At 71.9% G+C, this 14,513-nt stretch carries 10 protein-coding genes and 1 riboswitch; of the genes, 6 read left to right on the top strand and 4 right to left on the bottom strand.

Annotation, left to right across the window (positions count from 1 at the left end):
* The first annotated feature begins 1,056 nt into the window (after positions 1-1,056).
* From AR3_RS09905 to purL, 3 genes are all read left to right on the top strand, one after another.
* Entirely contained in the window at positions 1,057-1,503 is a 447-nt protein-coding gene (locus tag AR3_RS09905) for an ATP-binding protein (RefSeq protein WP_227023110.1), read from the top strand.
* A 242-nt stretch (positions 1,504-1,745) separates the two neighbouring features.
* Positions 1,746-2,426, top strand: coding sequence for a phosphoribosylformylglycinamidine synthase subunit PurQ (purQ, locus tag AR3_RS09910; protein ID WP_067911909.1), 681 nt, complete (start codon positions 1,746-1,748; stop codon positions 2,424-2,426).
* A 1,003-nt stretch (positions 2,427-3,429) separates the two neighbouring features.
* On the top strand, positions 3,430-5,721 hold the full coding sequence (purL, locus tag AR3_RS09915; RefSeq protein ID WP_067911959.1) for a phosphoribosylformylglycinamidine synthase subunit PurL: 2,292 nt from the start codon (positions 3,430-3,432) through the stop codon (positions 5,719-5,721).
* Between the two features lie 197 nt (positions 5,722-5,918).
* Here purL and AR3_RS09920 read toward each other — a convergent pair whose 3' ends face one another.
* The 3 genes from AR3_RS09920 to AR3_RS09930 form a co-directional block, all read right to left on the bottom strand.
* A complete protein-coding gene (locus AR3_RS09920; protein WP_067911913.1) occupies positions 5,919-6,863 on the bottom strand; it encodes a coiled-coil domain-containing protein in 945 nt (314 codons plus the stop codon).
* Between the two features lie 3 nt (positions 6,864-6,866).
* A riboswitch (cyclic di-AMP (ydaO/yuaA leader) is annotated at positions 6,867-7,040 on the bottom strand.
* A 192-nt stretch (positions 7,041-7,232) separates the two neighbouring features.
* A complete protein-coding gene (locus AR3_RS09925) occupies positions 7,233-8,399 on the bottom strand; it encodes a S8 family peptidase (RefSeq protein ID WP_067911917.1) in 1,167 nt (388 codons plus the stop codon).
* Positions 8,400-8,549: 150 nt separating this feature from the next.
* Positions 8,550-10,343, bottom strand: a complete 1,794-nt coding sequence (locus AR3_RS09930; protein WP_067911920.1) for a serine/threonine protein kinase — start codon at positions 10,341-10,343, stop codon at positions 8,550-8,552.
* Between the two features lie 227 nt (positions 10,344-10,570).
* On the opposite strand from AR3_RS09930, the gene AR3_RS09935 reads away from it, so the two are divergent.
* Positions 10,571-11,011: a sterol carrier family protein gene (locus AR3_RS09935; protein WP_067911928.1), complete on the top strand. Its 441-nt coding sequence runs from the start codon at positions 10,571-10,573 to the stop codon at positions 11,009-11,011.
* Between the two features lie 545 nt (positions 11,012-11,556).
* Here the strand turns inward: AR3_RS09935 and AR3_RS09945 are convergent.
* Positions 11,557-11,922 carry a DUF4190 domain-containing protein gene (locus AR3_RS09945; RefSeq protein WP_067911932.1) on the bottom strand — a complete coding sequence of 122 codons (366 nt, stop codon included), beginning with the start codon at positions 11,920-11,922 and terminating at the stop codon, positions 11,557-11,559.
* A gap of 486 nt (positions 11,923-12,408) precedes the next feature.
* On the opposite strand from AR3_RS09945, the gene AR3_RS09950 reads away from it, so the two are divergent.
* Together AR3_RS09950 and AR3_RS09955 are read left to right on the top strand one after the other, a co-directional pair.
* A complete protein-coding gene (locus tag AR3_RS09950) occupies positions 12,409-12,966 on the top strand; it encodes a Pycsar system effector family protein (RefSeq protein ID WP_106258565.1) in 558 nt (185 codons plus the stop codon).
* Between the two features lie 553 nt (positions 12,967-13,519).
* On the top strand, positions 13,520-14,513 hold a 994-nt coding region (locus tag AR3_RS09955; RefSeq protein WP_217998507.1), incomplete at its 3' end, for a serine/threonine-protein kinase.

A 14,513-nucleotide genomic window follows, 5' to 3' on the forward strand; every position in this document is an offset into this window, starting at 1 on the left:
CGTGACGATTTCATCGGCCGGTAGGCCCGTCCTGGAGCGGAGGCGGGGTGGCGTTGAAGCCGGGAGGTGCGTAGCTGCGCCGCAAGGGTCTGGGGCCGGCGTTGGTGCGTCGGGTTTTCGTGGCACGTGGTGGCTCCAGCGGGGAGCGGCCGTTGAAGTCGACTGGGGTGATTCCGGCTGAGAGTGATCGTGCTGTGCGGCGGTGGGGGAGCGGCGGTCGTAATCGGCGGTCCTGCTCTGGTCGATTGCCGCCTCGCGTTGTGATGATCTCGCCCCGGCGGGGACGGTGGCGGCGCGAGATTGATTGGTCTGGGAAGGCGGCGTGGCTGTGCTGCGGAGGTGTGCGGGTGCCCGTTTGCGCCGTGGGTTCTGGAACGCGCCGCGGCCGTGATCAGCGAAACGTGCCGCCGAAAATTGCGGTCTGGCTGCGGTTGATTGTGATCGCTTGACAGGCTGGGGAGGTCGCGCGGGTGCGCTGCCGCTGCATGGCGCATGGACGGGAAAGTGGAGTTGGCACATGTTGACGTCGGCTCCGACCGGCTGGGTGTGTTGTGGAATTGCGGGGCGGGAGTCGGGCCTGGTGGGGCCCGTTGGTGATTTCTGCGTTGTGTACTGGTGCAGGGGTGGGTAGTGGCGGACGGCGCCGTCTTCGAGCGGGGGCGCTGACGACCTGCGTGGTACCGCGAGCAGGACGCGTCGTGTGATCTCTGTGGGGGGCGGCGAGGTTCAGCGGTTGGCCGTCATCGGCCAGAGCGCGGGCGGAAATTCGGGGGGACGGCGTCCTGGCTGGGGCCCGTCGTGGCCGATTCTCATTCGAAGAGGCCAGGAGATGGGTACGCGCTGGGGTGTGGCTCAGCCGATACGGGGGAACGCGGGGGCGTCGGCGTTGGGGAATCGGATGCGCAGGTCACCCGAAGTTCATGAAAAGTCGGGTCAGTATAACGATTACGGGAGTTTCCACCGGGGAAGCCTTAGCTCCGGTTGAGTCGTCGAGCGCGGACCGGGTCCAGGGGTCGACCAGGGGGGCCTGGGGATGACACGAGGTGACCGGTGGACATGAAGTTCTCGCTCGCCCTGCCTCGGGAGAAGCTGAGCATCCCGGTGATCCGCCGGGTCGTGGGGGATGCGCTGCGGGGCCTGGGCGTGACCGAGGACTGCGTCGCCGACGTCCTCGTGGCGGCCTCGGAGGCGTGCACCAACGCCGTCCAGCACGCCCGCGGCGGCGCGGAGTTCGAGGTCTCCGGCTGGGTCGACGGCGGCACGTGCGTCCTGCGCATCGAAGACTGGGGGTGCGGTCCGCGCCCCTCGGAAAAACAGGATGAATCGGGCGATTTGGTGGAATCTGGGCGCGGCATTAGGATCATGCGGGCGTTGGTGGACGACCTGAGCATCGACGCCGCCCCCGACCGCGGCACCGTCGTCCACCTGCGCAAGCGGCTGACCTGGCAGGACGGTGCGCTGGTCCGCCGCCTCGAGCGACAGCTCGCACGAAGCGCCGGGTAGATTAGGGACGCGCGCGAGGGCCTCGCGCGTGCCAAGGACTCACACGACGCGCATCGGGCGATCGGCGGAGTCGGCCGAGGCGGGCATGCCGCTCGCCGCAGGAGCGGCTGCGCCCACGCCCGCGACGCATGACCGCCGAGTTCTGCGGGCGGCGCTGCCGGCGCCCGCGGTGCTCACCCGGGGGCCGACCTCCCGGGCCTTCGAGCACCTTGGCCGCCCTCATTGCGGAGGAAGACGAACACATGGACGCTGCCCGGGTGGGGGTCATCACCTTCCCAGGTTCCCTCGACGACCGTGACGCGGCGCGGGCCATACGGCTGGCCGGCGCCGAGCCCGTCGCGCTCTGGCACGCCGACCACGACCTGCGCGGGGTGGACGCGGTCGTGCTGCCCGGCGGCTTCTCCTACGGCGACTACCTGCGCGCGGGCGCCATCGCCCGGTTCGCGCCGCTGATGACCGAAGTGATCGACGCCGCCAAGGGCGGCCTGCCCGTCCTGGGCATCTGCAACGGCTTCCAGGTGCTGTGCGAGTCGCACCTGCTGCCCGGCGCGCTGCTGCCCAACGCGGGCCTGCACTTCGTCTGCCGCGACCAGCGGCTGCGCATCGAGAACGCCGACACCGCCTGGACCAGCGAGTACACCGAGGGCCAGGAGATCGTCGTCCCGGTCAAGAACCGCGACGGCCGCTACACCGCCGACGAGCGCACCCTGGCCGAACTGGAGGAGAACGGCCGCGTGGTGGCCCGCTACGTCGACCTGAACCCCAACGGCTCGCTCGGCGACATCGCGGGGATCTGCAACGAGGCCGGCAACGTGGTGGGCCTCATGCCCCACCCCGAGCACGCCGTGGAGTCGCTGACCGGGCCGTCCACCGACGGACTCGGCTTCTTCACCTCGGTCGTCAAGAGGCTGGTCAACGCGTGAGGAACGGACGCCGCGCGAGCGGGGGCACGAGATGACTGACGACCGGTGGACGAACGACGAGCATGGGGCCCCGGAGGAGAGCGGGATGACCGAGCGTGACGAACGGCCGCCGGGCGGCCCCGAGGACGCGACCGCGGACCGCGAGCTGCCGCACGAGGACACCGGCGAGCCGACCTACGAGTGGTTCGCCGGGCTGAAGTCCGACGCCGACGACCCCGAACTCCAGCCCGTCAGCGGAGCGGTGACGGCGGCGTTCGAGGCCATCGTGGAGGACGACGAGCCGCGCGAGGCCGCGTCCGGTCCCGGCACGGGCCCCCAGTCCGCCGTCGCCCCCGAGGGGACCGGCCCGCTGCCTTCGGTGGCGCATGGGAGCGGTCCACAGCCGGTTGTGGGGTCGGGTCCGCAGCCCGTCGTGGGTTCCGAGGGGCCGGGGACGGGGCCGCTTCCGCCCGTGCCGCCGGGTACGGGTGCGCAGCCGGTCGTTGAAGGTCCGGGGACCGGCCCGCTTCCCCCGGTGCCGCCCGGCACCGGCCAGCACCCGGTTGTGGGGTCGGGTCCGCAGCCTGTCATCGGTTCCGAAGGGCCCGGAACGGGTCCGCTTCCGCCGGTGCGGCCGAGCACCGGGCCGCAGCCGGTAGTGGGTTCTGAAGGTCCGGGGACGGGGCCGCTTCCGCCCGTGCCGCCGGGCACGGGTCCGCAGCCCGTCGTGGGTTCCGAGGGGCCGGGGACGGGGCCGCTGCCCCAGGTGCCGTCCGGTAGCGGCCCGCAGCCGGTCGTGGGGACGGGCGAGCCGGGCACGGGTCCGCTGCCCGCGAGCAGCGGCGAGTTCCCGGCCGGGCCGCAGCCCGCCGCGGCGGGCGAGCCGCCGCGGATCGTCGTGTCGCAGGACGCCGCCGCGGCGTTCGCCAAGGCGCTGGCCGCCGAGGCCTCGCCCGGGCAGACCGTCCCGGACGGGCCGGCGCCGGCCGAGACGACCGGGCCGCAGCCCAAGCTCGCCACCGAGATGACGCCGCCGGACGAGCCCGTCACCGACACCGTCGAGATCGCCGCGGCGACTCCCGACCGGCCGCAGCCGTACGCCGAGCTCGGCATGAAGGACGAGGAGTACCAGCGGGTCCGGGAGATCCTGGGGCGGCGGCCCACCTCCGCCGAGCTGGCGATCTACTCGGTGATGTGGAGCGAGCACTGCTCCTACAAGAGCTCCAAGGTGCACCTGCGGCAGTTCGGCGAGAAGGCGCCCGAGAGCGACGCGCTGCTGGTCGGCATGGGCGAGAACGCCGGCGTGGTCGACATCGGCCAGGGCTGGGCGGTCACCTTCAAGGTCGAGTCGCACAACCACCCGTCGTACGTCGAGCCGTACCAGGGCGCGGCCACCGGCGTCGGCGGCATCGTCCGCGACATCATGTCGATGGGCGCCCGCCCCGTCGCGATCATGGACTCGCTGCGGTTCGGGCCCGCCGACGCCCCCGACACCCAGCGGGTGCTGCCGGGCGTGGTGGCCGGGATCAGCGGCTACGGCAACTCCCTGGGCCTGCCCAACATCGGCGGCGAGACCGTCTTCGACGCGTGCTACGCGCAGAACCCGCTCGTCAACGCCCTGTGCGTGGGCGTGATGCGCCACGAGGACATCAAGCGGGCCGTCGCGCCCGGCCCGGGCAACCGGGTGATCCTGTTCGGCGCGGGCACCGGCCCCGACGGCATCGGCGGCGCGTCCGTGCTGGCCTCGGCGAACTTCGACGAGGCGTCGCAGGCCAAGCGGCCCAGCGTCCAGGTCGGCGACCCCTTCATGGAGAAGCTGCTGATCGAGTGCTGCCAGGAGCTGTTCCGCGAGGACCTGGTGGTGGGCATCCAGGATCTCGGCGCGGCCGGGGTGTCGTGCGCCACCACCGAGCTGGCGGCCGCGGGCACCGGCGGCATGCACATCGAGCTCGACGCCGTTCCGCTGCGCGACCCCACCCTGCGACCCGAGGAGATCCTCATGAGCGAGTCGCAGGAGCGCATGATGGCGGTGGTCGAGCCCGCCAAGGTCGACCGCTTCCTGGAGATCTGCGCCAAGTGGGAGATCCCCGCCACCGTGATCGGCGCGGTCACCGACACCGGCCGGCTGGTGATGACCTGGCGCGGCGAGAAGATCGTGGACATTCCGCCGGGCACCGCGGCCGACGAGGGGCCGGTGTACCACCGGCCGTACGAGCCCCCGGCGGACCTGGCGGCGCTGCAGTCCGACACCCCCGGCCGGCTGACCCGCCCGTCCACCGCCGAGGAGCTGCGCCGCACCGTGCTGTGGCTGGCCGGGTCGCCGAACCTGGCGAACAAGACCTGGATCACCTCGCAGTACGACCGGTACGTCATGGGCAACACCGTCCTGGCCATGCCCGAGGACGCGGGCGTGGTGCGGGTGGACGACGAGTCGGGCCTGGGCATCGCGCTGTCGCTGGACGGCAACGGCCGCTACACCCGCCTCGACCCGTACTCGGGGGCGCAGCTGGCGCTGTCGGAGGCGTACCGGAACGTGGCCGCCACCGGCGCCCGCCCGCTCGCGGTGACCAACTGCCTGAACTTCGGGTCGCCCGAGGACCCGGGCGTGATGTGGCAGTTCGCGCGCGCCGTGGAGGGGCTGGCGGACGCCTGCCGCTACCTGGGCACCCCGGTCACCGGCGGCAACGTCAGCTTCTACAACCAGACCGGTTCGACGCCGATCAACCCGACGCCGGTCGTGGGCGTGCTGGGCGTGCACGACGACGTGCGGCGCCGCGTCGGCATCGCGTTCAGCAGCGAGGGCGCCACGCTGGCGCTGCTGGGCACGACGCGCGAGGAGTTCGGCGGCTCGGAGTGGGCGCACGTCGTGTACGGGCACCTGGGCGGTCTGCCGCCGAAGGTCGACCTGCCCGCCGAGGCGGCGCTGGCGTCGGTGCTGGTCGCGGCGGCGCGCGAGGGGCTGCTGTCGGCCGCGCACGACCTGTCCGACGGCGGCCTGTCGCAGGCGCTGGTGGAGTCGTGCCTGCGCGGCGGACTGGGCGCCCGCATCACGCTGCCCGGCGACCCGTTCGTGTCGCTGTTCAGCGAGTCGGTGGCGCGCGCCGTGGTGGCGATCCGTCCGGGCTCGGAGGGGCGCCTGGCGGCGCTGTGCGAGGCCGCCGGGGTGCCGGTCACCCAGCTCGGCGTGACGGGCGGCGACGCGCTGCACATCTCGGCGCGCGGAGCCGACGGGCAGCCGCAGGAGCTGTTCTCGATCTCGCTCGCGGAGCTGCGGGAGGCCCACGAGCCGACGCTGCCCAGCTACGCCGACGACTGACGGTCCTCGACGCGAAGGCCGCCGCACGGTCCGACACCGCGCGGCGGCCTTCGCCGTTTCCTGCACCGTTCCATGCGGCGGCGGCCTCTCGATCGCCGCTCAGGAGGCTCGAGGAAGGAGCGGACGGGCGGCCCCACGATCTTGGTGGCGGGGCGCCGAGATCCGGCGTCTGCGGCCGTCTCAGCGTGCGGGGACGGTCAGAAGACCGAGATGTGGACGTGGTCGTAGTGGTTGGCGGTGATGCCGCCGCGGTTCTCCATCATCCGCCAGCCGGGGCTGCGCACGTCGTAGATGCGCTGCCGCCAGATCACGTACTTGATGCCCAGCCGGTTGGCGTTGGCGACGGCGTACTCGGCCACGCGGTCGCCCTGGGCCTTGCCGCTGGCGGACGGCATGGTGCCGCCGGTGCTGACCATGAAGTCGCAGGCGCGGCCGGTCGCGTGGTCCTGCGGGTCGCCGGTGAGCCGCACGCACCCGATGATCGGGAACGGCCCGAACTCGATGTCGATGGTGTTCTTGACCTTCAGCATGCGGGGGGTGACCCCGCCCATCCCGGAGCTGGGCGACTCGGGCTTGAACTTCTTGATCAGCGCCTGGACCCTGCGCTTCTGCGCGCGCAGGTCCTGGATGTCCTTCTCCAGCTCCTGGACCTTGCGCTCGTACTCCTCGCGCGCCTTGCGCTGCTCGGCCACCAGCCGTTCGATCTGGCGGACCTTGGCGGCCTGGTTGGACGCCACGTGGCTGACCAGGCTGGCGTTGTTCAGCACGTTGTCGGGGTCGTCGCTGGCCAGCACCGCCACGGCCGGGTCGGTGGTGCCGGTCATGTACTGGGACGCGGCCATCTGCGCCACGATGATGCGCGCGCTGTCGAGGTCCTGCTGGAGCAGGCGCTGCTTCTGCCGGGCCTTCTTGATGCCGTACTGGGCGTCCTTGAGCTTGGCCAGGTCGCCGCCGTACTCCTTGTCGAGCTGCGCGATCTGCTTGTTCAGCTTGCTGAGCCGGCCGAGGTCACCCGGGTCGGCCTGTGCGGGGGTCGTTCCCGCCGTCGTCACCAGGGCGGCGGCTGCGGCGACGATGAGAGCCAGGGCGGGGCGCCGCACTCTGACGACACGACGTGGGCGGGTGGAGCTCGGGCTCTCCACGTCCTCTCCTCTCCTGTGACGCCTACCGGGTTAGCTGACGGGTTCGGGCGGAGGGTCAGCCCTATCGCGGCGGAGCCGCGAATTCACCCCGATGCCGACTAGACCTGGCTGGCCGCCCGGCGTTGGGTCCCCGGTTCCCGTCCGTAGTACGGATGCGGGATTCGGCTGGCTCGAGCCAGCCTGCCGATCAGTGCTGCGATCATGCCCGCGCCCGCGGGCGATCGCCACTTTAAGGAACTGGTCGGCTCTTGGCCAAGGTTAGACCCATGAGGCGGGTGAGATGAGCGGGAAACGAGACAAGAGCGCCCTTTCCGTCGCCCGGGTCCCCTGCCGTGACCGGCAGGGGACCAAGCTCCGGTCAGGCGACGGTCAAAGGCCGGCCTTGTAGAGCAGCCTGTTGGCGGTGCCCTTCGGGATGCGTCCCAGGCGGCTCTTGGTGGCGTTGTCGTTCAGCCACTTCTGCACGGTCGGGAACGAGGCGCTGCGGTGCGTCTGCAGGTAGAGCGCCGCGACCCCGGCGACGTGCGGGGACGCCATGGACGTCCCGGTCAGCGACGCCTTCCCGCCGCCGGGCCAGGCCGACGTGATGCCGTAGCCGGGCGCGAAGATGTCCACGCAGGAGCCGTAGTTGGAGAAGGTCGCGCGGTTGTCGTGGATGGTCGCAGCGCCGACCGCCTGCACCCATCCGGCGCTGGCCGGGGAGTAGTTGCAGGCGTTCTTGTTCTCGTTGCCCGCCGCGACGGCGACGAAGACCCCCGACTTGGACAGGTTCGTCAGGGCGGTGTTCAGCGCGGTCGACTTGGGGCCGCCGAGGGACAGGTTGGCGACCGCGGGCTTGACGGCGTTCTTGCGCGTCCAGTCGACGGCGGCGATCACGTCGGACAGCCGGCCGTTGCCCTGGCAGTCCAGCACGCGCAGCGACCGCAGGTTGACCTTCTTGGCCACGCCGTAGGTCTTGGCGCCGATCGTGCCCGCCACGTGCGTGCCGTGCCCGTCGCAGTCCCAGCCGTCGGAGAAGGACGGGGCGTGCCACACCGACTTGGCGCGGCCCTCGAACTGCGGGTGCGACCAGGCGATCCCGCTGTCGATGACGTAGGCGGTCACGCCGCTGCCGGTGTTCTTGTAGGAGTACGACTTCGACAGCGGCAGCTTGCGCTGGTCGATGCGGTCCAGGCCCCACGGGGGCGACGACTGCTTGGCGGTCGCGCGGTAGATCTGGTCCTGCTCGATGGCGACGACGTCGCGGCGGCGGCGCAGCTCGTCCAGCTGCTCGGTGTTCAGCGTGGCGGCGAAGCCGTTCAGCGCGCCCCCGAACCGCCGGACCGACCGGGCCTTCACTCGGGCGGCGGTGGACGCCGCCGAGGCGCCGTCCTTGAGCGTCACGATGTACGAGCCCGGAACGGGGGTGCCCCGCGCGGCCGTGACCTCGACCCGGACGGGCTCGGGCGCGGCCAGGGCGAGTGGAGCGGCGCCGACGACCACGGCGGACGCGACGGCGCCGGTGACGAGGAAGAGACGAGGGGGGACAGGGCGCACAGGGAGTCTCCTTTGCCTGCGACGCGTCCATGCCCAAGATCAAGACGCGTCGACAGGGCGCACCTTAATGGAGACAGACCCCCGACCAACCGCCAAACCGGCAAATCGGCGCGAAGTGGTCAGTCGAAGGAATGCGCGCGGCCCGCGCGCTCAGACGCGGGCCAGGCGCGCGTGGTAGGTGGCCTTGCCGTTGGGGCTCGTCCACACGTACTGCAACGTCCCGTCCTGCTGCAGCGTGATCTGCACGTTCCCGCTCGTGCACGGCTTGGCGATGGTCAACGCCATGCGCAGCGCCCGGCTGGTGCCCTGGGTCAGCGTCAGCGTGCCCGAGCAGCGCTCCTTGGGATAGAAGGCGCGGGCGGACGTCGCCCCGGCCTCGAAGCTCACCTCGACCGGGAACTGGGCGCCGCGCCCCGGGTTGATCGCCGTGCCGCGCCAGGTGCCCGCGAACGCCGGGGGGATCACGCTGACCGGACGGTCGTCCGCGGCCTGCGTCGCCGGATCGGCCCGCTGCGGCTGCTCCGCCGAGTCGCTGCGGAACTGCGGCCACAGCACCAGCGCGATGATCGCGATGCCGACCGCCACCCCGATGAACAGCGACAGCGCCACGCCCAGCACGTGGCTGCTCGGCCGCGGCAGCGCCCCGACCACCGGCAGCTCCGACAGGCGCGACAGGAAGGACAGCGGCGCCGGACGCGACGCGTCCGGCCGCATCTCCATGATCGCCGTGGCCTGGCGGCGGTCGTCGTCGCGCGGCCCCTCGTCCATGCCCGGGATGAGGTGCGGCGTCGGCGCCGTCTTGACGTCCGCCGGGTCCTCGACGGACGACGCCGCCAGAGGCGGCATGGCCTGCGTCGCGTCCCCGGCCCCGAGGCTGCGGCTGTCGAACGGCGCCTCGTCGCGCACCGGCACCCGCAGCGACGCGGCGCCGACCGACGCGGGCTCGGGCGCCGCAGGCGGCGGCTGGACCGACACCGGGGGAGGCGGCTGCGCCGCCGCCGGAGCCTGCGTGGGCGGCGGCAGCTGCACGGGCAGCACCTCCGGGGTCGTCTGCAGGGCGGGCGGCGTCCGGTCGTCGAGCAGCATCCGCGCCTCGGACACCATCGCGGACGGCATGCGGGACGTCAGCGCGCCCGCCTCGCCCATCAGCCTGTCCAGCAGGTCCCGCGCGGACGGACGGCTCTTCGGGTCCTTGGCGAGCGCGTCGGCGACCGCGTCCCGCAGCGTCCGCGGCAGCACCGACACGTCCGGGTCGTCGTACACGATCCGCTGCATGATCTCCGACGGCGAGGCCCCGGCGAACGGCGCCGTCCCCGAGGCGGCGAACAGCAGCGTGGCCGCCCAGGCGAACACGTCCGCGGCCGGGCCGACGCCCATGCCGCTGAGCTGCTCGGGCGCCTTGTACGACGGATCGTCGGTGACCCTGCCGGTCGGCGCCGCGGACACGGCCTCCAGGGCCTGGACCACCCCGAGGTCCGTCACCATCGGGCCGCTGCGGCCGAGCAGCACGTTGCGCGGCTTGAGGTCGTGGTGCGCCGTTCCGGCCTGGTGCGCCGCCGTGACCGCGATCATGATGCCGGCGGCCAGCCGCTCCATCACCGCGCCGCCGCGCGGCCCCTCCTCGTCGACCAGCCGCTGCAGCGAGGGGCCGTCCACGTAGTCGCCGACCACGAACGGACGGTCGCCGTCGACGTCGGCGTCGAGGATCGCCGCGGTGCAGCAGCCCATCACCCGGCGCGCGGGCGCCAGCGCGCCGACGAACCGCGACCGGGCCGCCGGCTCCCCGCTCAGCCGCAGGTGCAGCAGTTTGACCGCGACGGAGCGTCCGGCCGGGCCCCGGCCGAGGAACACCGTGCCCTGCCCGCCCGCGCCCAGCCGCGCGATGATCTCGTGGCCGCCGATTCGACGCGGATCACCGGGCTGCAGGGGCAGCGCCTCGGCCATTGTGCGAACCTCCGTGTCGTCGCGCCGGGCCTCGCCCCGGCATGCCCCCCGTCTCCTGCTCTCTCCGCCGTGCGGGACGACGCCCCGCACCGCGCCCCCGCGTGCGCCGTGCCGTGATGCGTGCGGCCTCGTGTCGACAAACCGTCACATTTTTACCGGGTTGCGGGGGTGTCCGCGCGCCCAAGCCATGAGGACGCGACCGCCGCGACCCGGTACCGTTCGTCCCGATGCCGCGACAACAGCTCACCCGGGACCTCCTCGACGAGGAACGCGCCGCGCTCGGCCTCCCTCCCTACTGCGGCGGCGACGAGCCCGCCGACCTGCGCCGCGCCGCACTGGACACCGCGCTGGCCGCTCAGGACGCGGGCGCCGAACCGGCCCGCGCGGTCCTGCGCGGCGCCGTACGGGAGCTGCTCGACCGCCTCGCCGAGCTGGCCCCCGGACGCTCCGTCGAGGTCCGGGTCCCCCCGTACGCCGCGGTGCAGTGCGTCGCAGGGCCGCACCATACCCGGGGAACACCGCCGAATGTGGTGGAGATGGACGCTCCCACCTTGATCGCTCTGGCCTCGGGCCGCCTGACCTGGGCCGCCGCATTGGACCGCGGCAGAGTCCACGCCAGCGGCCCGCGCGCGGACCTTTCCGGTCTGTTCCCGCTCCCCGGACTCTAGGCCGCGTCCGATGGACCATGGTGGATCCGCAGTGACGTCACGCGCGTCGCCTTCCGCGTCGGGACCGGGCGGGTCAGGCGCGGTCGGTGACCAGATCGGCGCTGCTCGGGTCGGCGGGGCGGGCGCAGTGCGCGGCAGTACCGGCGCCGGCCGGCCTCGACGCCGTGGCCGAGGATGCGGCACTGGCAGTGCTCGCAGATCGGCCCCATCTCGGTGATCGACCGCCCCGGCGGGCCGGGATAGAAGCGCCCACGACCGGGCAGGTGGCGGGCGGCCGACCAGAGATCGGGGGCGCCGATGGCCGCGGTGCGGGCGGCCCACTGTGCGGAAGTCGTGCGGCTGACGCCGAAGCGTTCGGCGGCCCAGCGGTCGGCCTCCTCCACGACACACCGGGCCAGGCGCACGCGTCCGGTCGGGGTCAACGGGACGTCACGGTGGGAGGCGAGGCCTCCTGGACGTCGGTGCAGATGTCGCAAATTCACACCGGAACGAGAAGGCCCTTTGTCGTTCGAGAACGGCCTGGATCACGTGCCCGAACAGCACGCCTAGGACCGGGCCTCGGCGAAGGGGAACTCCCGCTCGACGCACTGCCGCCGCGCCGCGTCATCGGGGTACACGTTCCGGTCGCCGCACTCGGCGGCCTTGGTCAGCAGGAAGAAGAGCGCCACACCGCCGATCGCCAGCGTCAAGGTGGAGCACACGACCCCCGCCACGGCGGTGCCCCGCCGCGGCCCGCGGGTCGCCGCGACGATCCCCAGCACCAGCCCCACCAGCGCCATCGGCAGGCCGAGCCCGCACAGCACCAACGCCGGCAGGCCGACGACCCCGAGCACCACCGACGCGACGGCCATGCCCCCACGCCCGGTCGAGGCGGTCGGCGGCGAGAACGTCTGGTAGCCCGGCATCGTCATCTGCGCATCCTCCCCCGGTGTCGCCCACCAGATTTCCTTTCGCGCCTCACCCCCCGCCGCCTACACCGGTAAAGGTCGTGTAAGAACTCCCTTCAAACCGGTAGATCCGCATCACGTCTGGCAGGGGCCGGCGGAGTCGTCCCGGGAGCCGCTCATCAACGGTCACCGTGCCGCCTGGTGGTGCGACGTTCGTTCGCGGTGATGGAGGCGTGGGGCACGAGTGCAGTGGCACCCGGAACTTGCAGAAGCGGCCGGTCTCCGCGATGACGGTCGTGCCTGAGGTCTTCGTTGAAGACCCGACTCGCGGAGATCCCTCTCTCGATCTGAAACATGTGGCGGATTGGGCGAATTGTCGTCCGAATTATTACCTGCGAGTTAGATCCTTGTGTCGCTGAATCGAGCCTCCTCGCTGAAGCGTCTGAAGAGATGTCTCAAGAGACGTCTCGAGAGATGTTCTCGAGGGACGGTCAGTGCGGCGGAGGGACGATGGCGCAGGCAACCGGACACCCGTCGGCAGATCAGCGCCGCCGGCAGGACGAGGACGACCAGGAGTCCTTCGAAGCTTATGCGTGGCGCGTCAATCAGGCGCTGCATGATTGGACCGCGAAGGTGGACGCGAAGGCGTCCGTGATCCTCGCGATCGAAACCGCGATCCTGAGCATGATCGTCGCTTTCGTGCGGACCGGAAAGCGGATCCAGCAGCTCACGCCCCTGGAGACGTGGACCTTCCGTGTCGGGGTCGCGCTCGTGGCGTGCGCGATCGTGCTGGCGGGAGCGGCGGTGTTCCCGCAGCTCAACCGCCGGGAGGCCAAGCGGAACTGGCGTCGCAGCTACGTCTACTTCGGGCATCCGCGGCGCTGGCGTCCGGCCGAGCTGGTCGACGCGCTCGAAAGCGGCAACGAGCAGCGTCACAAGATCGTGTTGGGCACGCAGCTGATCGCGCTGTCGAAAATCATCTGGCGCGAGCACTCGTTCCTGCAGTGCTCCATGAGCCTGGTGGCCATCGGCAACATCGCGATCTGGGTGCCGCTGCTCATCAGCTGAAATGCGTGCCGGGTGACCGGGATTTGTGTCCGGCGACACAAATCCAGGTGATGTCGATGCTCTAGGTAGTGGCCGATGCGGAGGCGCGTTGAGTGATCCGCCGAGCGCGAATTTGAAGCATTCGCGGGGTTCGCTGCTGGGCGTTGCCTGCGTGAGTCTCTGAGTGAGTGACGGAGGTGAAACGTAGACGGCCATCTACCGTCACCAGAGGAGCTGACGGCCATGCTTCAGGCCGCACCGACGCCCCTCGGGGACACGAAAGGCGACGCCGACGCCGTCCGGCTGGCACTACCGTTCGTGGTCGGGAGGCCCGGGGGAAACTGACGCCAATCAATTAGGGCTCGCGGCCGGGGCCGCCCACGGACCGCGTAGTCGGCGGCGACCTTGGGCGGCACCCAGTGCAGGTCCCGGGACGGCTGATCGATCACCTCGAATGGGAACGGCGCCCGCCATGCGTCGGGCCGAACAGCGCCATGACGCTCAGTCCAACCAGAGACGCCGAACGTTCATCACATCCAATGGTTTCCTTTGGAGGGCGGGACGAGGAGGAACGTTGCCAGCGGTATGGCGGGTCGCCGGTTTCGAGGAACTGCGTGAGCTGGGCGCAGGGGCTCAGGGCCGGGTGGTGCTGGCGCGGCACGAGGAGTCGGGCACCCCTGTCGCGATCAAGTATGTGTCCGCGGACGCCGAGCAGAGGGAGCTGCTGCGTCGTGAGGCGGTGCTGCTCGGGCGGGTGGACGATCCTCATGTCGCGCGGCTGTATCGGCTGGTGGAGAGCGAATACGGCGCGGCGCTCGTCATGGAGGCCATCGACGGGGTTTCCCTTAAGCGGGTGCTGGAGCACCACGGCGCGCTCGAGCCGGAGGCGGCGCTGCTGGTGATGAAGGGCTCGCTGCTCGGGTTGGCCGCCGCGCATCGCGTCGGTGTAGTGCACCGGGACTACAAGCCCTCCAACGTCGTGGTGCGCTCCGACGGGCTGAGCAAGCTGATCGATTTCGGTATCGCGGTCGTTGCGGGGCAAGGGGGCAGGTCGGGCACGCCCGCCTATATGGCGCCGGAGCAGTGGCGGGGCGAACCGGCCGTCCCGGCCACCGACGTCTACGCCGCCACCTGCGTGTTCTTCGAGTGTTTGACCGGGCGGCGTCCGTTCGTCGGCGACTCGGCCGAGGCGCTGCGCGAGGCCCATCTGCATGCGCCTCCGCCCGTGGAGGAGGCCCCCGAGGCGGTCCGCTCGCTGCTGTCTCGCGGCATGGCCAAGTCCGCCGAGGAGCGTCCTGGGGAGGTCGCGGAGTTCGTCCGTGAGGTCGAGGCCGCGGCCTCTGCTGCGTACGGGCCGGACTGGGAGTCCCGGGCCGTCCGCGCCCTGGCGGGCGCGGCCGCCGCGCTGGCGTCCTTGTTCCCTCTGGCCGCCTTGTTCTCCGGCGGCGGCTCCGGGGGCGCGGCGATCTCGGGCGCAGCCGGAGCAGCCGGCGAGACCGCCGCGGCCGGCGGCACCGGTGGGGCGGCTGCGAGCGGTGGAGCGACGGCCGCGGCCGGGGCCGCAGGGG

Origin of the sequence: Actinomadura rubrobrunea NBRC 15275 (genome assembly GCF_001552235.1) — a bacterium.
GTDB lineage: Bacteria > Actinomycetota > Actinomycetes > Streptosporangiales > Streptosporangiaceae > Spirillospora > Spirillospora viridilutea.